Source organism: Micromonospora eburnea (assembly GCF_900090225.1).
Taxonomy (GTDB): domain Bacteria; phylum Actinomycetota; class Actinomycetes; order Mycobacteriales; family Micromonosporaceae; genus Micromonospora; species Micromonospora eburnea.
On sequence record NZ_FMHY01000002.1, the window covers coordinates 4,950,216 to 4,970,061 of the forward strand.

Consider the following 19,846-nt stretch of genomic DNA (forward strand, 5'->3'; position numbering starts at 1 on the left):
TTGTCGGTATATGTCGCGGTCAACGGTAGTCTGGCGCGGTGCGCAGCGGGCGGGACAGCGGAAATCCGGCGGACGACGACTGGTCGTCCCGCGTCACCCTGACCGTCAACGGCGTCGACCACGACCTGACGCTGGACAACCGCACCACGCTGCTCGACGCCGTACGGGAGCGGCTCGGCCTGACCGGCAGCAAGAAGGGCTGCGACCACGGCCAGTGCGGCTCGTGCACCGTGCTGCTCGACGGCCGGCGGGTCAAGAGCTGCCTGGTCCTGGCCGTGACGCTGGACGGCCGCACGGTGATCACCGTGGAAGGGCTCGCCGGTCCCGAGAGCCTCGCCCCGATCCAGGCCGCCTTCGTCGCCCACGACGCCTTCCAGTGCGGCTACTGCACCCCCGGGCAGCTCTGCTCCGCCCAGGGCATGCTCGACGAGGTGGCCCGCGACTGGCCCAGCGCGGTGACCGGCGACCTGACCTCGCCCGTGGAACTCACCGACCCGGAGATCCGGGAACGGATGAGCGGAAACCTGTGCCGCTGCGCGGCGTACCCGAACATCGTGGCCGCGATCCGCGAGGCGGCGTCCCGATGAGGCCCTTCCGCTACCACCGGCCCACCGACGTGGCCGAGGCCGTCGCCCTCCTCGACGCCGAGCCGGACGGAGCGTACCTGGCCGGCGGCACCAACCTGGTGGACCTGATGAAACTCGGCGTGCAACGGCCGACCCTGCTGGTCGACGTGACCCGGCTGCCGCTGGACACCGTGGAGGCCCTGCCCGACGGCGGCGTACGGATCGGCGCGAACGTGCGCAACAGCGACCTCGCCGCCCACCCGGTCATCCGGCGCGACTACCCCGTCCTCACCCGGGCGCTGCTGGCCGCCGCCTCCGGCCAGCTGCGCAACCTGGCCACCACCGGCGGCAACCTGCTGCAACGCACCCGCTGCGCCTACTTCCAGGACACCGCCAAGGCGTGCAACAAGCGGGAACCCGGCACCGGCTGCGCGGCACGGCACGGGCAGAACCGCGACCTGGCCGTCCTCGGCTGGTCCGAGCACTGCGTGGCCACCCACCCGTCCGACATGGCGGTCGCCCTGGTCGCGCTCGACGCCGAGGTCGAGCTGCACGCACCGGACGGCCCCCGGCAGATCCCCCTCACCGACCTGCACCGGGAGCCCGGCGACCGGCCCGAGCAGGAGACCACTCTGCCCCGGGGCGCGCTGATCACCGCCGTACGCCTGCCGCCGTCGCCGATCGCCCGCCGGTCGACGTACCACAAGGCGCGCGACCGGGCGTCGTTCGCCTTCGCCATCGGCTCGGTGGCCGCCGCCCTCGACCTGGCCGGCGACGTGGTCCGCGACGTCCGGCTGGCGTACGGGGCGGTGGCGCACCGCCCGTGGCGGGCCCACCGGGCGGAGCAGACGCTGCGCGGCCGGCCGTTCACCCCGGAGCTGGCCGCCCACGCCGCCGACACCGAACTCGCCGCCGCCCGCCCGCTGGAACACAACGCCTTCAAGGTGCCGCTGATCCGCAACCTCACGGTACGCGCGCTGACCGAACTGGCGGACCGGTCGTGAGCACCGAGGTGGGCGCGGCGCACACCCGGTTGGAGGGCCGGGACAAGGTGACCGGCGCCGCCCGGTACGCCGTCGAGTTCCCGGCCGACGACGTGGCCTACGGCTGGGCGGTGCCGGCCGGGGCCGCCCGGGGCCGGATCACCCGGATCGACCCGGCCCCGGCGCTGGCCGTGCCCGGAGTGCTCGACGTGCTGTACCACGGCCACGCGCCACGGCTGGTGCCCGGCGTGGACGCCACCCTGTTCCTGCTCCAGGAGCCGGCCGTGCACTACCGGGGAGAACTGATCGCGGTCGTGGTGGCCGAGACCCTCGAAGCGGCCCGGGAGGGCGCCCGGCTGGTCCGCGTCGACTACGACACCGAACCACACAGCACCGTCCTCACCGAACACCACCCGGGCCTGTACCGGCCGGACAAGGTCAACCCCGGTTACCCGGCCGACACCGCCGACGGCGACTTCGACGCCGGATTCGCCGCCGCGCAGGTCCGCGTCGACGCCACCTACCGCACCCCGGCCTACCACAACAACCCGATGGAGCCGCACGCCACCACCGCCCACTGGCAGGACGGGCGGCTGCTGGTGCACGACTCCAACCAGGGCTCGACCGCCGTCCAGGCCAGCCTCGCCGGGCTGTTCGGGCTGCCCCACGAGGCGGTCCGGGTGATCACCGAACATGTCGGCGGCGGCTTCGGCAGCAAGGGGGACGCCAAGGCGCCCGTGGTGCTCGCCGCGCTCGCCGCCCGGCAGGTGGGCCGGCCGGTCCGGCTCGCCCTGACCCGGCAGCAGCTCTTCGGCCCGATCGGGTACCGCACCCCAACCATCCAGCGGGTACGCCTCGGCGCCGACGCCGACGGCCGGATCACCGCGGTGTGCCACGACGCGATCAGCCAGACCTCGACCATCCACGAGTTCGCCGAACAGACCGCCGTCTACACCCGCAGCATGTACGCCGGCCGCCACCGGCGTACCACGCACCGGCTGGTGCGGCTGGACGTGCCGACCCCGTTCTGGATGCGCGCGCCCGGCGAGTGTCCCGGCGCGTACGCGCTGGAGTCCGCGATGGACGAGCTGGCCATCGCCGGCGGCCTCGACCCGGTCGAGCTGCGCATCCGCAACGACCCCGCCGTCGACCCGGAGCGGGGACAGCCGTTCAGCAGCCGGAACCTGGTCGCCTGCCTGCGTGAGGGGGCCCGCCGGTTCGGCTGGGCCGACCGGGACCCGACGCCCGGCGTCCGGCGCGACGGGCGGTGGCTGGTCGGCACCGGGGTGGCCGGGTCCAGCTACCCGGCCCGGTCCCGGGCCGCCGCGGCGGCGGCCACCGCCGCACCCGACGGCACCGTCGAGGTACGGATCAACGCCACCGACATCGGCACCGGCGCCCGTACCGCCCTGTGGCAGGTGGCCGTGGACGCGCTGGCGGTGCCCGCCGACCGGGTGGCGATCCGGATCGGCGACAGCGCGCTGCCTCCGGCCGGCGTGGCCGGCGGTTCCATGGGCACCGCCTCCTGGAGCTGGGCGGTCATCCGCGCCTGCGAGGGGCTGCGCGAACGGATGCGCGAGTCGCCCGGCGGCACGGTGCCGGCCGAGGGGCTGACCGTCGAGGTGAGCACCGCCGACGAGATCCGGGCCCAGCCGGCCCGGCCCCGATACGCCTACGGCGCCCACTTCGTCGAGGTCCGGGTGGACGTCGACACCGGCGAGATCCGCGTCAGCCGGATGCTCGGCGTCTTCGCCGCCGGCCGGATCGTGAACCCGACCACCGCCCGCAGCCAGTTCATCGGCGGCATGACCATGGGCCTGTCGATGGCCCTGCACGAGGAGGGCCTGCTCGACGAGCGGTACGGCGACTGGGTCAACCACGACCTCGCCACCTACCACGTCAGCGCCTGCGCCGACGTCGAGCGGATCGAGGCGTACTGGCTGCCGGAGGAGGACACCGAGCTGAACCCGGCCGGGGTGAAGGGCATCGGCGAGATCGGCATCGTGGGCAGCGCCGCCGCCGTCACCAACGCGGTGCACCACGCCACCGGTGTCCGGATCCGTGACCTGCCGGTCCGGGCGGACAAGCTGCTGGACCGGCTACCGGCGTCGACTCCGCCCTGACTGTTGCCGGGCTGAGTTGATCAACGCTCTTTGATTGCCAAGCTAAGATCATCTTAGTATCTTTCGTGCATGGCTCCCAGTGCCGCAATGCGCGAACCGACGTACTTCCTCCTGGTCACCTTGCTCGACGGCCCGCTGCACGGGCACGGAATCATCAAACGGGCGGAGGAAATCTCCGGCGGACGTGTACGCCTGGCCGCTGGAACCCTGTACGCCGCCCTCGACCGGCTCACCCGGGAAGGGCTCGTCGAGGCAGTCCAACAGGAGACTGTCAACGGGCGCGTCCGCCGGTACTACGCGCTGACGGTCGCCGGCGGTATCGCCGTCCGCACCGAGGCCGACCGCATGGCACAGGCGGCGAGCCTGGTCGCCTCGCGTCCGTCCGGGCGTACCGTTTCCCCCGCCGTGCGGCCGGCGGTGGGGCCCGCATGAGCGCGTTGGAACGCCGGTACCGGCAACTGCTGCGGGCCTACCCCCGGGCCTATCGACGGGAGCGCGGCGAAGAACTGATCGGCACCCTGATGGAGCTGAGCCGGCCCGGCCAGCAGTGGCCGGCACCTCGGGAAGCCAGGGCGATGCTGCTGGCCGGGATACGCATCCGCGCCGGTGTTGACCAGCTCCACTCAACGGCAGCGGCCTGGCTCGACGGCGCGCGAGCAGCCCTCGTTCTAATGCTGGCCTGGCAGCTCATCATGCAGCTCTGGCTGGTGGCGTCTGCCCAGGCAGAGCTACCCCCAGGCGAGTGGGTCTCCGGGCGGCTGATCGGGGAATCCGTAGTGAAAGGCATCATCGCCGGCACCGCGGTGGCCTTGCTGTCTGCCCGCTACCGGCTGGGCTTCGCGCTGGCGCTTCTCACTCCGCTGCCGTCCGTGATTCCCCCGTTCGCCAACACCTGGGACAACCTCTACGCGTTCCAACTCGCCTCCTGGTGGCTGCCAGTGATCGGCCTGTCGGTGCCGCTACTGCGTCGACCTGCGGCGACCGGACCGTGGCGATGGCTGCTCGCGATCCCGCTGCTCGTCCTCGCCTCGACGCTGCTGCCGCTGTTCGGCCAAGGGCTCGCGGCGCTGGGCACGGCGCTCGCCATGCTCGCACTCTGCCTGGCCTGGGGGGCCGTGATCGACCCGCGACCGGCCATCGCGCTCGGCTTGCTGCTGCTCACGGTGATCCCACAGCTGGTGGTCTCCATGTCGGTGCTGGTGATCGCGGTCCCGATCTTCCTCCTCTTGGGCTCGGCGCTGCTCGCGGCCGGTGCGCTACGGGCCCAACGCCGCTTCCCGGCGTAGCGGTCCGGGTGGGTTGATCGGCCAGAACAACCCGCTCAAGCCGGAGGTGTCCAGGCCCGGCCCAGCCGCCGGGTCGCCCGGTACGGTGTCGGTCCACCCGGGGCCGGTGGCATGCCACCGGCCCTCGCGGCTCCGCGCCCCTCAGTCCGCGAGCGCGCCGGCGGCACGGCCCTCGTGCAGGGTCAGGTTCCGCCCGGTGGACGGGTCGAACAGGTGGATCTTCTCCAGGTTGAACCAGACCCGCCGGCTCTCCCCCTCCCGCACCGGCGACTCCGTCGACAGCCGGGTGACCAGGCTCGCGCCGGCGCCGGTGAAGTCGCTGGCACCCGCGTCGACGGCCAGCTCCTCCAACTCGGCCGCGCTGGCACGCTCGCCTTCGACGGTGAGGTAGACGTACTTGTCCGAACCCATCGACTCGACGATCTCGACCGGCGCCTCGAACTCCATGCCCCGGCGGCGGGTCTCGTCGTCGATCAGCGCGGCGTCCTCGAAGTGCTCCGGACGGATGCCGAGGATCAGCTCGCGCGGCGCGTCGGCCCCGGACAGTTGCCGGCGTACCCGGTCACCGATCGGCACGTCGCCGAGCGCGGTCCGCAGGCGCCCGTCCTCGACGGCGGCGGGCAGGAAGTTCATCGACGGCGAGCCGATGAAACCGGCGACGAACAGGTTGCGCGGGTGGTCGTAGAGCTCCTGCGGCGGGCCGACCTGCTGCACCGCGCCACCCCGCATGATCACCACCCGGTCGCCCAGGGTCATCGCCTCGGTCTGGTCATGGGTCACGTAGACGGTGGTGGTGCCGAGCTGCTTCTGCAGCCGGGACACCACCGTGCGCATCTGCACCCGCAGCTTGGCATCCAGGTTGGACAGCGGCTCGTCCATCAGGAACGCGTTGGGCTGCCGCACGATCGCCCGGCCCATCGCCACCCGCTGCCGCTGCCCACCGGAGAGGTTGGCCGGCTTGCGGTCCAGCAGCGGGGTCAGCTCCAGGACCTTCGCCGCCTCCTCGACCTTGGAATTGATCGTGTCCTTGTCGAGCTTCGCCAGCCGCAGCGGGAAGGCCATGTTCTCCCGCACGGTCATGTTCGGGTACAGCGCGTACGACTGGAACACCATCGCGATGTCCCGGTCCCGGGGAGCCTTGTCGTTGATCCGCTCCCCGGCGATTCGCAGCTCGCCGGAGCTGATGTCCTCCAGCCCGGCGATCATGTTGAGGGTGGTGGACTTCCCGCAGCCGGACGGACCGACCAGGATGACGAACTCGCCGTCGGCGATCTCCAGGTCGACCTCCCGCACCGCCATGGTCCCGTCCGGGAACCGCTTGCTCACCTTGTCGAGCACGATGTCAGCCACGACTACACCACCTATCCCTTGACGGCGCCGGAGGTCAGGCCGGAGACGATGCGGCGCTGGAAGAAGAGCACGAATCCGATGATCGGAATGGTGATCACCACGGCGGCGGCACAGATCGCCCCGGTGGGGTCCTCGAACTGCGACGCGCCGGTGAAGAACGACAACGCCGCCGGCACCGTACGGGACCGCTCGGTGGAGGTCAGCGAGATGGCGAACAGGAAGTCGTTCCAGCAGAAGATGAAAACCAGAATGGCCGTGGTGAACAGCCCGGGCGCAGCCAGCGGGGCGATCACCCGCCGGAACGCCTGGCCCTGGGTGGCGCCGTCCATCTTCGCCGCCTTCTCCAGGTCCCACGGGATCTGCTTGAAGAACGCCGACAGCGTGTAGATCGCCAGCGGCAGCGCGAACGTGATGTACGGCAGGATCAGCCCCGGCCAGGTGTCGAAGAGGCCGAGCTGCCGCTCGATCTCGAACAGCGGCGACACCAGCGACACCTGCGGGAACATCGCGATCAGCAGGGACACCCCGACCAGCAGCCGCTTGCCCGGAAAGGCCAGCCGGGAGATCGCGTACGCGGCCATCGCGCCCAGCACCACCGCGATCGCGGTGGCGATCAGCGCGATGCCGATCGAGTTGGCCAGGGCCCGGACGAACTGGTCGGTGGCGAAGATCGTCCGGTAGTTGTCCAACGTCCACTCCCGGGGGATGAACTTCCCGTCGGTGAGCGTGGCCGGGGTCTTGAACGACAGCGAGGCGATCCAGAGCACCGGGATCAGCGCGAAGACGACGACGATGACGTCGAGCAGACCCCAGCGCAGCTTCGCCCGCATGGTGGTTTCCGTAGCCATCTCAGCGCCTCTCCCCCTCGTCGCTGCCCGGGGCAGCGGTGCCGAACAACTTCACGAACACGAAGGCGATGACCGCCACGGTGAGGAAGATCAGCACCGACATCGTCGAGCCGACACCGAGGTTCAGACCCCGGATCAGGTTGTTGTAGGCCAGCATCGACACCGACGACGTCTCGTTGCCGCCCGCGGTCAGGATGTAGATGTTGTCGAAGACCCGGAACGCGTCCAGCGTGCGGAACAGCAGAGCGACCAGGATCGCCGGCTTCATCACCGGCAGCATCACCTTCGTGAACCGCTGCCAGCCGGTCGCGCCGTCGGTGGCTGCCGCCTTGAGCAGGTCCTCCGGCACCAACGCCAGACCGGCCATCAGCAGCAGAGCCATGAACGGCGTGGTCTTCCAGATCTCGGCCAGCATGATGATCGCCAGCGAGCTGGCCCGCTCGGTCAACGGCGCGCTGCCGTCGAAGAGGTTCGCGAGGTAGCCCGTGCCGGGCGTCCAGGCGTACCGCCAGGAGAACGCGGCGACGACCGTGACGATGCCGTACGGGATCAGCGCCGCGGTGCGCACGACGCCCCGCCCGACCAGCGTCCGATGCATGACCAGTGCCAGACCCATGCCCAGCACCAGCTCCACCGCGACGGTGACCACGGTGATCAACGCGGTGACCCCGAACGCCGTCCACCAGAACTGGTTGGTCAGCACGGTCGCGTAGTTGTCCAGCCCGACGAACTCGCGCTGGTCGGGGAAACGCAGGTCGAACCGTTGCAGGGACAGCCAGACCGAGTAGACGATCGGGTACCCGGTGACCAGCAGCATGACCAGCGCGGCCGGCGCGCAGAGCAACCAGCCCAGCCGCCGCTCGGCCCGCTTGTTCTCACTCAGCGGCGGCCTCGCCTGGCGGCGGGCCCGCTGCGCCGGCACCGCGGCATGCCGCCCGGCGGCGCGCTCCGCCTCGGCGGCGACCTCGGCCCCCGTGGGAGTCGCGTTCACGCTCATGCCGTCACCTCCGGACGTTCGACCCGGTACGGGTGGATCAGCTCGGTCACGGCAGGACCCCCTTCGACTCGAGGGCGTCGCCGATGGCCTTGCGCAGGTCGGCGGCGGTCTGCTCGGGCCGGATCGCCGACGGCGGCGACAGCATCGCCGACACGACCGTGGAGATGCTCTGATAGGCCGGGGTCAGCGGCCGGACCGCCGGCTCCTTCAGCTCCTGGAGGATGGTCTCCTTCATCGGGTACGCCTTGTCCATCTCCGGGTCGTCGTAGACCTGCTCGATGGTCGGCGGCACACCGTCGTTGACCGCGGAGAACTTCTGGTTCTTCGCGTCACGGATGCACCTGGCCGCCTCGAAGGACTCCGCCGGGTGCTTCGAGTAGCTGCTGACCGCCAGGTTGACGCCACCGATGGTGACCTTGCTCGGCGTATCCGCGTCGATCCCCGGCACCCGCGCCCACTTCACCTTCTTCGCCATCTCCGGCGCCGCCTCCTGCATCGCCGGATACACGAACGGCCAGTTGACCTCGAAGGCGCCGGCGCCGGACTGGAACTCCAGCCGGACCGGATCCTCGGTGGCGTTGCTGAACGACGGCGACGTCACGCCCGACGTGGCGAGCTTCCGCAGCTGGTCGAGAGCCTTGACGGCGCCCTCGTCCAACACGACGTTCTTGCCGTCGTCGCTGAGGATCCTGCCGCCGGCGCTCTCCGCCAGGGTGTTGTAGAGGACGACCAGCCCCTCGTACTGGGCGCCCATGGTGAGCACCTGGTACGGCTTGCCCTGCTCCTTCAGCCGCTGCGCGACGGAGATCATCTCGTCCCAGGTCCTCGGCGGTTCGGGCACCAGATCCGTGCGATACCACAGCAGCTGGACGTTGGTGTTCTTCGGCGCGGCGTAGAGCCTGCCCTCGTAGCGGGCGGTGTCCAGCGGACCGGCGAGGGTGCCCCGCTCCGCCTCGGCCCTGTCCTGACCGGTCCACTCCCGGATCCAGTGCGCGCTGGCGAACTCCTGCGTCCAGGTGACGTCGAGGCCGAGCACGTCCATCCCGCTGTCCCGCGCGGCCAGCCGGCGCACCATCTGCACCCGCTGGTCGTCGGCCTCCCGCGGCAGCACCCGGTAGACGATCCGGTAGCGCCCCTGGGCCTGGCCGTTGCAGTCGTCGACCACCTTCTGCAGGTTCTGCTCCGGCGGGTAGTACAGGTTGATCGTCGGCGTACCGCTCTCACCACCGGACCCGCAGGCCGCCAACGGGGCCACCAACGCCAACGCGGCGGCGGCCGCCGCCGCACGTCTGGCCGGCCGTCGCCGGTGCGCGGCCGCGTCGAGGTCTGTCGTCATCGCCCTCCCCCTCTCCTTCGGCGAGAGCCGGGGAGTCACCCGTGCCCCGGCGCACGGCGAGACGGTCGGGACGCAGGTTGCGGCAGGTCCGCCCCCGGCCCGGGCGTTTCGATGCGCCCAACAGTGCCCGACCTGCGCCGATACGAAACCTGACGGTGACGAGACGAGCACGACACGCCGACCCGGGCCGCGCGTGGCGGGGGCGGCCGGCATAGTGGGGCGCATGATCGCGAGCTTCAAGGACCTGTGCATGGACGCGGCCGACGCCCACCGGCTCGGCGCCTTCTGGGCCGGCATCATCGACGGAGAGCTGGTCGACACCGGCGACGGCGACACCCGGATCGACCCGCGGGCGGCCACCGGCAAGGCCGAGTCGATCTGGGTCAACACGGTGCCCGAGCCGCGTACCGGCAAGACTCGCGTCCACCTGGACCTGCGCCTGGCCGAGTCGGCGCCGGCCGCGCTGCTGGCCGCCGGCGCGCGGTTGGTCCGCGAGCCGGACGCGGAGATCGACTGGTGGGTGCTGGCCGATCCGGAGGGCAACCAGTTCTGCGCGTTCGCGTCGCACGACGGCGCCCGGCCGGGCGTGTTCGCGGTGGTCGTCGACAGCGCCGACCCGGCGGCCCAGGCGGCCTGGTGGGCCGGGGTGGTCGGCGGCCGGGTGGAGACCACCGCGGAGGGCACCGTCTCGGTGGTGGGCGCGGACGGCTACCCCTGGGAACGCTGGGTCTTCGACCCGGTGCCCGAACGCAAGCAGGTGAAGAACCGCTGGCACTGGGACGTCACCCTGACCGGCCCGGACGTCACCGCGCTGATCACCGCCGGCGCCACCCTGCTGCGCGAACCCACCGAGCGGACCCGCTGGTGGGTCATGGCCGACCCGGAGGGCAACGAGTTCTGCGCCTTCCCGCCACGTCCCAACCAGTGAGCGGCGAGGCTACCCGGCGTCGGCCGGGTCGACTACGGTTTCCGTAGCTCAGCAGCCAGCGCGTCGCCGTCGAAGTCGATACGCCTCCGGCCGACCCCAGCCCGCCCGTTCGGTTGGTTCTCGCGCGAACTCGCCTCCGCCGCACCGCCGGCTGGGCAGGATCGTCCCAACGAGGAGGTGCCGTCGTGCAGGACACCCGCGCTCTCGCCCTGACGTTCGAGGTGAGCGGCCTGCCCCCGGTCAAGACCGAGGCCCTGTCCATCTTCGCCGCCGGCCACCGGCAGGCGACGAGGGTCCGCACCCTGCTCCAGGCCGCCTGCACGGCGGCCCAGCGCACCGGGTGGACCCCGCTCGCCGGTCCGATCGAGGTGGACCTGACCCTGCGCTGCCCGCCCGGGCACCGCACCTCCGACGCCAGCACCCTGCTCGGCGGGGTCTGCGCGGTGCTTCAGGACAAGAAGCGGGTGGCGAACATCGGCCTGGCCCACCTCGGGGTGCTGGTCGACGTCTCCCTCTACAACGACGACCGGCAGATCCGCCGGCTGTCGTACGCCGAGGAGCCGGCGGAGGACGTCTCGTACCAGGTCCGGGTGGCCGCCGTACCGGCGGTGGTTTGACCGACGGCCGCGGTGGGGTACCGCGGACGCCGACGAAGGGAGCGCCAGTGTCGGAGCCACATGTCACGCTGGACCCGGGCGGGCTGGACCCGGTGCAGCGGAAGCTGCGCGGCCCGCTGGAGGATCAGCTGACTTCGGCGCTGCAGGCGGCCACCGAACGGGTCCGCGCCAGCTACGCGGGCGAACCCGTCGAGGAGGTCTGCCGCCGGCTGCTCGACGAGACCCGCGTCGGCCTGCACCCCGACATCGCCGCCGGTTTCCAGCCCGACATGGAGGAGTTCTGCCGGGTGGCCGTGGCGATCGTCCGGGGCGAGATCGCCTGAGCGGGCTGCGCTCCGCCCGCAGCCGGCCGGTTCCGGTCAGCCGCCGATGTCGACCGACCTCAGCACGACCAGCACGACGAGCAGCACCGCCAGCCCGACCGCCACCGCCGCCTGCACCAGGGTGCGCCGCTTCGCCGGCGCGTACGCCATCGCGACCGCGACGGCACCGCCGGTGAGCAGGCCGCCCAGGTGTCCCTCCCACGAGGTCCAGCCGGCGGAGAGCACCATCCAGAGCAGGAACGGGATGAGGACCCGGTTGCGGTCGATCGGATGGTGGTGCAGGCGCCGGGTGAGAACGACGTAGCAGCCGGCCAGCCCGTACACCGCGCCGGAGGCGCCGACGACCGCCTGCTGTGGGGAGATGAGGAAGGCCAGCACCGACCCGCCGAACGCGGCGAGCAGGTAGACGGTCAGGTAGCGCAGGTGGCCCAGCCGTTCCTCGACGACCCGACCGAGCAGCCAGAGCCAGTACAGATTGAAGACGATGTGCAGGATGCCGAACGTGCCCTGGGTGGGCAGCAGGTGCAGGAACGCCGAGGTGATCAGTCGGTACCACTCGCCGTGCGCGATGCCGATCGGCTCGTACCCCAGGTAGGTACCGCCGTCGTCGACGTACCGCTGGCCGGCGTCGTCGACCAGCCCGGTGCCGAGTCCGTCGAACCGGTCCATGACCGCCGGCTGGGCCAACTCGGCCAGATAGACCAGCACGATCAACCCGATCAGCAGGTACGTCACCAGCGGCCGGCTGACCGGACGGCCGCCGAACACCGTACGGGCCTGACGGACCGTGCGGTTGTCCTCGCGTACGCAGTCCGGGCAGCGGTGCCCGACCGGCGCCTCGCGCATGCAGTCCGGACAGATGTGGCGGTCGCAGCGGGTGCAGCGCAGCAGGGTCTCCCGCCGGGGGTGCCGGTAGCAGGTGGTGGCCGCCTCGTCGGCCGGCGGTTCGCCGGTGCTGATCGGTTCCATGGGATGTCCGGTCCTGGGTCTCGATGGGCTGGTGGGGCGGGGCTCCGGGCGGGCGGGACTCAGTAGCGGTCGAGGTGCTGCACGGGGGTCAGGACGACGTGCGGAGCCGCGTCCGGGTCCAGCCAGGTCAGCACCTCGACCAGGTGCTCGTGCGACAGGCTGACGCAGCCGGCCGTGGCGTTGCCGTCGGGCTCGGTGAACTCGTGCAGGAAGATGCCGCTGCCCGCGTCCGGCACCGGCGTCGCGACCGTCGGCGGCATGTTGTAGGAGATCACCGCGAAGTGGGTGTAGGCCGGGTCCTCCCGCCAGAGCGCCTCGCTGTGCCCGCCCGGGTTCGTGGCCGACCGCTGGAAGCCGTTGTAGTGCGGGGAGGAAGGGTTCGCGTTCCACCAGTCGTCGACGGCCACCCGGTGGTAGGGGTAGCGGACGCCCGGGTCCGCGGCGATGCCGTACATCGTCGGGCCGATGGCGTAGACGCCGGTGGGCGTCGTCGGCACGCCCTCGACATGGTGGTCGCTGAACCCGTCGGCGCCGATCCGCGCCGGCCGGGGCGGACCGGCCGGGTGCCAGCGGTCGTCGACCATCGCGTACGCCCGCAGGGTGGCGTGGGTGGTGCGGTAGCCGTCCCCGGTGACGACGACGGCCTGCCGCGCGTGCGGCGGCAGGGTGGTCAGCTGGATGGGGGTGGTCGGGTTCACGCGGAAGATCCTCGCATGTGGCCGGGGACCGCAGCGCGCGACGGGCGGGCGGGCCCGGACCGTCGGAGCGGGTCAGGACCGGGTCCGCAACTCCCCGGCCCTGACCCTGGTCGTCCGGTGTGGTAGCGGATTCGCCGTCGCGAGCACGGCGGGCGTGGCACGTCGCTCACGCCGAGCTCAACACGGCGAGCTGGCCCGCCTGCACTCAGCTCCACGGTGCCCAACCACCGGACTCGGCGCGTCCCCGGCTCACCCCGACGAACCGTGAACGCGGGCTCAGGTTAGGCAGCTCGCCGCAGGTCGAACAAGCTCTGCCGAGGCCGGGAGAATGTGATTGATACCAATGTCGAATTGCGGCATGTCCGCGTAACAGGGTCAGCGAGCCTGACGCTGTTTCTGCGCGAGGTGATCAACGCGGCCCGCGCCCGGCCGGGCCGGAGCCAGGCCGCCGGCCGCGGCGGCCCCGGCGATCAACGCGAGCGCCGCCAGGTGCAGCAGCCGCACCCCGGCCGGCGCCGGGACGGTGGCGGCCGGGAGGCCGGGCAGCAGCAGCGCGCCGGCCGCGGTTACCGGCAACGCCACCGCCCAGAAGACGGCGGGCCGAGCCGGCGGCGCGGGCGGCCGTACGCCGTGGAAGACCTCCCGCCGGTGGGCGGCCCGCAACGCCAGGGCGACCACGACGGCAGCGCCCACCGCGGTGCTGAGCAGATCCGAGAACAGCCACCAGTGGATCCCGGTCGCGGCGTGAAAGTCCCGGATCCCCAGCAGCCGCAGCCAGCGCTCGGTGTGCGTGACCCGGTCCCAGGCGACGTGGCTGAACGCCCCGATCAGCACCGAGCAGACCGTCACCTGCCAGGGATGGCGGACCCCGGCCAGCGCCGCGTGGTCCCGCCAGGCGAACAGGCGCTCACCGGGCAGGTGCACCGCGACCCCGGCGATCACCCGGCGGACGACCCAGGCGTACGCGAGCGCGACCGGCAGGCACCACCAGAGCAGCCCGCCGAGGGTGTGGGCGCGCGGGCCGACGTCGAACCGGGTGCCGGTGAACAGGTAGCCGACGTCCGGCGCCACCGCACCGGTGGCCAGTGCCACGCCGTCGAACCAGTGCGGTCGCCACAGCTTCAGCGGCAGCACCGGCGCCAGGTGTGACGGGAAGGTCAGCGGCACGAACCGGACGTTACCCGTTCGTCAGAAGTGCTGGAGCAGGTCGGAAAACGCGGCCAGCCGGATCACGCCGGTGTCGCCCGGGTCGAGTTCGTCGTCCTCCAGCACCCAGGTGTTCTCGTTCGGGATGAAGACCGCGTTCATCCCGGCGGCCCGGGCGGGCCGGATGTCCGACCGCGGCGAGTTGCCGATCATCCACGCGCCGGCCGGCTCGAAGCCGTGCTCGCGGGCCAGCCAGTGATAGGTGTCCACGTCCTTCTCCGGCACGATGTGCGCGGCCCGGAAGTGGTGCAGCAGCCCGCACGCGTCGAGCTTGCGCTGCTGCTCCTCCTGCTCCCCCTTGGTCAGCAGCAGCAACTCGTGCCGGGTCGCGAGGTCGTCCAGGGTCTTCGCGACCCCGGGCATCAGCTCGACCTGGTGGCCGATCAGCGCCACCGCGAGGCCCTCGATCTCCGCGCGCTCCTGCTCGGTCGCCGGGCGCCGCCGCAGCTTCTCCAGGCACTCCCCCAGGCTGCGCAGGAACACCTTGCTGCCGTAGCCGTGCGTGACGGCGTTGGCCCGCTCGATGTCGTCGAGGACGGCCCGGATCTCCGCCCGGTCCAGCGTCGGGTGCTCCAGCCAGTCGAGGAAGTCGTCGATCACCCGCTCGAAGAGAATGTTGTTCTCCCAGAGCGTGTCGTCGGCGTCGAAGACGAGCACCTCTGCCTCGCGGCGTCCCATAACCTGCCCCATCGGCTTCCTCCCCCGGTGAACCGGGACACGGTACTGCCTGCGACAGTGCGCAAGCACGTCGGTTTCGTCAACGCGCCCGGTGCGGCCGTTCGGTGCCTCTGATGCCGCGCCGAGTAGCCGCCGCTTCGCGGCGCGTCGGGGGCGCGCCGCGACGGGCTCGGTGGTTGGCGCGGAGGCCGCTGAGCGGGCGGGAGGTCAGCGGCGCAGGGTGAGGATCAGGTCGGCGACCAGCGCGGTCCACCCGGTCTGGTGCCACGCCCCGAGCCCGGCACCGTTGTCGCCGTGGAAGTACTCCGGAAAGGCGATCAGGTCCCGCCAGTCGGGGTGGGTCTGGAAGAGCTGGCAGGCGCCGTAGATGGGGCGCCGGCCCCAGCCGTCCCGGGTGAACAGCGCGATCAGCCGGGCGGAGAGGTCGTCGGCGATCTCGTCCAGGGTCCGCTTCTGACCGGAGCGGGTCGGGTACTCCACCTGGAGGTCGTCGCCGAAGAACGCCGCGTAGTCGCGCAACGCGCTGACCAGCAGGAAGTTGGTCGGCATCCAGATCGGGCCACGCCAGTTGGAGTTGCCGCCGAACAGCCCGCTGGTCGACTCGGCCGGCTCGTAGCCGACGCTGAACTCCTGCCCGCCGAGGATCACCGTGAACGGCTGGCCCAGGTGGGCGCGGGACAGCGTACGCAGGCCGTACTCGGAGAGGAACTCGTCGGTGTCGAGCATCCGGGCGAGCAGCCGGACCATCTGTTCGGGCCCCACCATGGACAGCAGCCGCTGCTGGCGGCCGTCGGGGCCGATGCGGCGGACGCCGATCACGTCGGCGTACTCGGGGCGGTTGGTGAGGAACCAGCGCAGCCGGGCGCCGAGCTCGGGCAGCCGGTGCAGGGTACGCGTGGTGAGCCGGGTGGTGGCCGCGAGCGGCAGCAGCCCCACCACCGAGCGGACCTTCAGCGGCACCCGCGTCCCGTCGGCCAGCCGCAGCACGTCGTAGAAGAAGGCGTCCTCGTCGTCCCAGAGCCCCTGGTCGTACGCGGCGGCGGCGATGTACGCGAAGTGCTCGAAGAACTTCGTGGCGATGTCCTCGTACGCCCGGTCGTGCTCGGCGAGCACGATCGCCATGTCGAGCAGGTTCAGCGCGTACATGCCCATCCAGCCGGTGCCGTCGGACTGTTCGAGCACCCCGGCGACCGGCAGGGCGGCCGAGCGGTCGAACGGGCCGACGTTGTCCAGCCCGAGGAAGCCGCCCTCGAAGACGTTGTTGCCGCCGGTGTCCTTCCGGTTGACCCACCAGGTGAAGTTCAGCAGCAGCTTGTGCATCACCCGGGCCAGGAACTCGTGGTCGCGGCTGCCGTCGATCTCGAACACCTTCAGCGCCGCCCAGGCGTGTACGGGCGGGTTGACGTCCCCGAACGCCCACTCGTACGCCGGGATCTGCCCGTTGGGGTGCAGGTACCACTCGCGCAGCAGGAGCAGCAGCTGCTCCTTGGCGAAGCCGGGATCGACCCGGGCGATGGTGACGCAGTGGAAGGCCAGGTCCCAGGCCGCGTACCAGGGATACTCCCAGGGGTCGGGCATGGAGATCACGTCGAAGCTGGTCATGTGCCACCAGTGGCTGTTGCGCCCGTGCCGGCGCCCGGCCGGCGGCGGCGCGGACCCCGGATCGCCCTCCAGCCACCGCTTGACGTCGAAGTGGTAGAACTGCTTGCCCCACATCAGCCCGGCGATGGCCTGCCGGGCCACCAGGGCCTCGTCGGCGCTGGCCCCGGCCGGGATGACACTGTCGAAGAAGCGGTTGGCCTCGGCGCGGCGCGCCCGGAGCACGCTGTCGAAGTCGTCGCCGAGCTCCGCCGGGGGCGGCGGCGCGCTCGCCGGCGGCGGGGCGGTACGGGTCAGCCGCAGCCGGATCTGCCGCTGCTCGCCGGCCGGCACGTCGAGCACGTAGTGCAGGGCGCCCTTGGTGCCCTGCCGGTCCGGGTTGACGGTGTCCGCGCCGGCCACCACGTGGTCGTTGATGCCGTCCTTCGGGTACGGCGACCGCCCGGGCAGCCCCCACAGCCGCTCGGCGTTGGAGTCGTTGTCGCACAGCAGCGGGGTCGGCTGCCCGTCGCCCTCCAGCAGGAGCTGCCCGAGCACCCAGTGCTCGCCGACCAGCCGGGCGCCGGCGGTGGACCCGGCCGCGGAGCCGGCGATCACCGGCACCCGGTCACCGCCCGGCAACCCCCACGCCCACGTGTTGCGGAACCACAGGGTCGGCAGCACGTGCAGGGTCTCGTCCCGGTCCCCCCGGTTACCGACCGTGATCAGAATACACAGGTCGGTCGGGGACGCCTTCGCGTAGTCGACCGTCACCGCCCAGTACCGGTCGTCGTCGAAGATCCCGGTGTCGACCAGCTCGTACTCGGTGTCGTCCCGGCCGCGCAGCGCGTTCACCGCGACCAGCTCATCGTAGGGGAACGCGGCCTGCGGGTAGTGGTAGCGCCAGCGCATGTACGAGTGGGTCGGGGTGGAGTCCTCGTACCACCAGTACTCCTTGACGTCCTCCCCGTGGTTGCCGCCGTCGCCGCCGAGGCCGAACATCCGCTCCTTGAGGATCGGGTCCCGCCCGTTCCACAACGCCACGGCGAAACAGAACGTCTGCCGGTCGTCGCAGACGCCGGCCATGCCGTCCTCGTTCCACCGGTACGCGCGCGAGCGCGCGTGATCGTGGGGAAAATAGTCCCAGGCCGTGCCGTGTTCGCTGTAGTCCTCCCGTACCGTCCCCCAGGCCCGCTCGGACAGATAGGGGCCCCATGCGCGCCAGTCCCGCACCCCGGCATCGGCCTCGGCGAGCCGGTGCCGTTCCGGGTCGGGACCCGCGGAGGGCGGGCGGTCAGTGATCACCTGCACATTCTCGACGCCGCCGGGGTACTTCACCACGGTGGCCATTGTCGTCGTGGCGTGCGGCACCTCGCTGCCGGTGGAGGAAAGTTGATCGACATTCGTTTCGGCCCGCAGGTCTGCGGGGAGCTGCCCGCCTCCTCGACCCGGGAGTGGTTGGTCGCCGACGGCCTGGGCGGCTACGCCATGGGCACGGTCAGCGGGCTGCGCACCCGCCGCTACCACGGGCTGCTGGTGGTGGCCGGCGAGACCACCGCGTCCCGCCGGATCGGGCTGGCCAGCCTGGACCCGACGGTGGTGCTGCCCGCCGGCGGCCGGGTGCGCCTCGGCACGCACGAGTGGGCCTCCGGGGCGGTCGACCCGCGCGGCTTCGAGCTGCTGGAACGCTTCGACCTGACCGACGGGGTGCCGCGCTGGCGGTGGCGGATCGGCGAGGTGGTCATCGAGCGGGAGATCGCCATGGCGTACGGCCGGCCCTGCGTGGCGGTCGTGCACCGGCTGGTCTCCGGCGGCCCGGTCCGGCTGGACCTGGCCGCGGCCTGCACCTGGCGCGACGCGCACGGCGAGCGCCGCGCGGACGGGCCGGCCCCGCGGCTGGAGCCGGCGGCCGGCGGGGCGGTGGTCGAGGACGCGTTCCGGCTGGCCGGGCCGGACTGGATGCCCGAGGGGCAGTGGTGGCTGGGCGCGCACCACCGCGAGGAGGCCGCGCGCGGCCTGCCCCCGGGCGAGGACCTCTGGTACGCGGGCCGCTTCTCCGGCGCGCTCGACGAGCCGGGCGCCACCGTTTCGGTGCTGGCCTGGGCGGGCGACCTGGCCGAGGAGCCGCCGCCGGCGACCGCGCTGGTCGAGGCGGCCCGGCGGCGCAACCGGGCGGTGGTGGCCGCCGCGAGACCGGACGATCCGGTCGAGGCCACCCTCGCCCTGGCCGCCGACGCGTTCGTGGTGCGCACCGGCGCCGGGCCGGACGTGGTGGCGGGGTACCCGTGGTTCGGCGCCTGGTCGCGGGACACCATGACCTCGTACGAGGGGCTGTTCCTGTGCACCAACCGCGCCGGGGAGGGGCGCGAGCTGCTGCGGGCGTACGCGGCGACGCTGTCGGAGGGGATGCTGGCGAACACCGCCGACACCGGTCGGGTGGAGTACAACACGGTCGACGCGACGCTGTGGTTCCTGCACGCGGTGACCCGGCACGTCACCGCCACCGGGGACACCGACCTCGGCGCCGAGCTGCTGCCCGCGCTGCACGCCGTCGTGGAGGCACACCTGGCCGGCACCCGCTACGGCATCCGGGTCGACCCGACGGACGGGCTGATCACCCAGGGCGGCACCCCGGGCACCGCCCTGACCTGGATGGACGCCCGGGTGCACGGGGTGCCGGTGACCCCGCGTACCGGCAAGCCGGTGGAGGTGAACGCGCTCTGGGTCAACGGGCTGGCCGGGCTCGCCGAGCTGACCGAGCTGCTCGGGCGGGACGCCACCGCCCTGTGGGGACTGCACACGAAGGCGTCCGACGCGTTCCGGACGCGGTTCCCGGCACCGGCGGGCTGGCTGTACGACGTGGTGGACGCCCCGGCCCCGACCCACCCCCTCGGCGGGACGCCGCACCACGACGACGACCTGCTGCGCCCCAACCAACTGCTCGCCTGGTCGCTGCCGTACGCCCCGCTCGAACCGGACGAGGCGACGCTGCGCCGGGTCGCCGAGGCGCTGCTGACCCCGCTCGGGCCGCGCAGCCTCGCCCCCGACCGCCCTGGCTTCGTCGGCCGGCACCGGGGCGGGCCGGCCGAGCGGGACTCCGGCTACCACCAGGGGACGGTCTGGCCGTGGCTGATCGGGCCGCTCGTCGACGCGTACCGCCGGGCCGGGCTGCCCACCGACGACCTGCTGGTGGGTCTTGCGGCGCATCTGGTGGAGTTCGGCCTGGGCTCGGTGAGCGAGACGGCTGACGGGCTCGCCCCGCACGCCGCCACCGGCTGCCCGTTCCAGGCGTGGTCGGTCGCCGAGCTGCTCCGCGTCCGCCGCAGCCGCTGACAGCCGCTGTTACACCTCGGCAATCAC

General features: G+C 72.2%; 18 protein-coding genes. 9 read left to right on the plus strand and 9 right to left on the minus strand.

The features are described 5' to 3' along the window. Nucleotides 1-38: 38 nt before the first annotated feature. The 5 genes from GA0070604_RS21295 to GA0070604_RS21315 all read left to right on the plus strand — a co-directional run bounded on the left by GA0070604_RS21295 (nt 39) and on the right by GA0070604_RS21315 (nt 4,958). Entirely contained in the window at nt 39-587 is a 549-nt protein-coding gene (locus GA0070604_RS21295) for a 2Fe-2S iron-sulfur cluster-binding protein (RefSeq protein ID WP_091121274.1), read from the plus strand. Then, nucleotides 584-1,570 carry an FAD binding domain-containing protein gene (locus tag GA0070604_RS21300; protein ID WP_091121278.1) on the plus strand — a complete coding sequence of 329 codons (987 nt, stop codon included), beginning with the start codon at nt 584-586 and terminating at the stop codon, nt 1,568-1,570. Before GA0070604_RS21295 ends, GA0070604_RS21300 begins: the two co-directional genes overlap by 4 nt. Beyond that, the gene (locus GA0070604_RS21305; RefSeq protein ID WP_091121281.1) at nt 1,567-3,672 is read left to right on the plus strand and encodes a xanthine dehydrogenase family protein molybdopterin-binding subunit; all 2,106 of its coding nucleotides are present in this window, start codon (nt 1,567-1,569) and stop codon (nt 3,670-3,672) included. Before GA0070604_RS21300 ends, GA0070604_RS21305 begins: the two co-directional genes overlap by 4 nt. A 69-nt stretch (nt 3,673-3,741) precedes the next feature. Next, nucleotides 3,742-4,104 carry a PadR family transcriptional regulator gene (locus GA0070604_RS21310; protein ID WP_244162036.1) on the plus strand — a complete coding sequence of 121 codons (363 nt, stop codon included), beginning with the start codon at nt 3,742-3,744 and terminating at the stop codon, nt 4,102-4,104. Further along, nucleotides 4,101-4,958 carry a hypothetical protein gene (locus GA0070604_RS21315; RefSeq protein WP_091121287.1) on the plus strand — a complete coding sequence of 286 codons (858 nt, stop codon included), beginning with the start codon at nt 4,101-4,103 and terminating at the stop codon, nt 4,956-4,958. Before GA0070604_RS21310 ends, GA0070604_RS21315 begins: the two co-directional genes overlap by 4 nt. A 141-nt stretch (nt 4,959-5,099) precedes the next feature. Here the strand turns inward: GA0070604_RS21315 and GA0070604_RS21320 are convergent, their stop codons facing one another. Genes GA0070604_RS21320 through GA0070604_RS21335 form a run of 4 tightly spaced genes read right to left on the minus strand, consistent with a single transcriptional unit; the run spans nt 5,100 to nt 9,489 of the window. Further along, the gene (locus GA0070604_RS21320) at nt 5,100-6,308 is read right to left on the minus strand and encodes an ABC transporter ATP-binding protein (protein ID WP_091121290.1); all 1,209 of its coding nucleotides are present in this window, start codon (nt 6,306-6,308) and stop codon (nt 5,100-5,102) included. 11 nt (nt 6,309-6,319) lie between these two features. Further along, complete coding sequence (locus GA0070604_RS21325) at nt 6,320-7,156, minus strand: carbohydrate ABC transporter permease (RefSeq protein WP_091121293.1); 837 nt, start codon at nt 7,154-7,156, stop codon at nt 6,320-6,322. 1 nt (nt 7,157) lies between these two features. After that, nucleotides 7,158-8,153, minus strand: a complete 996-nt coding sequence (locus GA0070604_RS21330) for a carbohydrate ABC transporter permease (RefSeq protein ID WP_091121296.1) — start codon at nt 8,151-8,153, stop codon at nt 7,158-7,160. A gap of 46 nt (nt 8,154-8,199) precedes the next feature. Beyond that, nucleotides 8,200-9,489, minus strand: coding sequence for an ABC transporter substrate-binding protein (locus GA0070604_RS21335; protein ID WP_091121303.1), 1,290 nt, complete (start codon nt 9,487-9,489; stop codon nt 8,200-8,202). A gap of 223 nt (nt 9,490-9,712) precedes the next feature. Between GA0070604_RS21335 and GA0070604_RS21340 the strand changes: the two genes are divergently transcribed. The 3 genes from GA0070604_RS21340 to GA0070604_RS21350 all read left to right on the plus strand — a co-directional run bounded on the left by GA0070604_RS21340 (nt 9,713) and on the right by GA0070604_RS21350 (nt 11,357). Next, complete coding sequence (locus GA0070604_RS21340; RefSeq protein ID WP_091121308.1) at nt 9,713-10,417, plus strand: VOC family protein; 705 nt, start codon at nt 9,713-9,715, stop codon at nt 10,415-10,417. Nucleotides 10,418-10,602: 185 nt separating this feature from the next. Continuing rightward, nucleotides 10,603-11,034 carry a RusA family crossover junction endodeoxyribonuclease gene (locus GA0070604_RS21345; protein WP_091121312.1) on the plus strand — a complete coding sequence of 144 codons (432 nt, stop codon included), beginning with the start codon at nt 10,603-10,605 and terminating at the stop codon, nt 11,032-11,034. Nucleotides 11,035-11,081: 47 nt separating this feature from the next. After that, a complete protein-coding gene (locus GA0070604_RS21350; RefSeq protein WP_091121316.1) occupies nt 11,082-11,357 on the plus strand; it encodes a flagellar motor switch protein FliG in 276 nt (91 codons plus the stop codon). A 36-nt stretch (nt 11,358-11,393) separates the two neighbouring features. Here the strand turns inward: GA0070604_RS21350 and GA0070604_RS21355 are convergent, their stop codons facing one another. The 5 genes from GA0070604_RS21355 to GA0070604_RS21375 form a co-directional block, all read right to left on the minus strand. Beyond that, complete coding sequence (locus GA0070604_RS21355; RefSeq protein ID WP_091121319.1) at nt 11,394-12,326, minus strand: rhomboid family intramembrane serine protease; 933 nt, start codon at nt 12,324-12,326, stop codon at nt 11,394-11,396. A 59-nt stretch (nt 12,327-12,385) separates the two neighbouring features. Beyond that, a complete protein-coding gene (locus GA0070604_RS21360; protein ID WP_091121323.1) occupies nt 12,386-13,024 on the minus strand; it encodes a L,D-transpeptidase family protein in 639 nt (212 codons plus the stop codon). Nucleotides 13,025-13,399: 375 nt separating this feature from the next. Further along, on the minus strand, nt 13,400-14,191 hold the full coding sequence (locus GA0070604_RS21365; RefSeq protein ID WP_091121327.1) for a DUF4184 family protein: 792 nt from the start codon (nt 14,189-14,191) through the stop codon (nt 13,400-13,402). A gap of 21 nt (nt 14,192-14,212) precedes the next feature. Next, nucleotides 14,213-14,920 (minus strand): HAD family hydrolase, encoded by a 708-nt coding sequence (locus GA0070604_RS21370; RefSeq protein WP_091121331.1) that lies wholly within the window; start codon nt 14,918-14,920, stop codon nt 14,213-14,215. A 195-nt stretch (nt 14,921-15,115) separates the two neighbouring features. After that, the gene (locus GA0070604_RS21375) at nt 15,116-17,836 is read right to left on the minus strand and encodes an MGH1-like glycoside hydrolase domain-containing protein (protein ID WP_091121335.1); all 2,721 of its coding nucleotides are present in this window, start codon (nt 17,834-17,836) and stop codon (nt 15,116-15,118) included. Nucleotides 17,837-17,878: 42 nt separating this feature from the next. Between GA0070604_RS21375 and GA0070604_RS21380 the strand changes: the two genes are divergently transcribed. Beyond that, a complete protein-coding gene (locus tag GA0070604_RS21380; RefSeq protein WP_091121338.1) occupies nt 17,879-19,819 on the plus strand; it encodes an amylo-alpha-1,6-glucosidase in 1,941 nt (646 codons plus the stop codon). Nucleotides 19,820-19,846 lie beyond the last annotated feature (27 nt).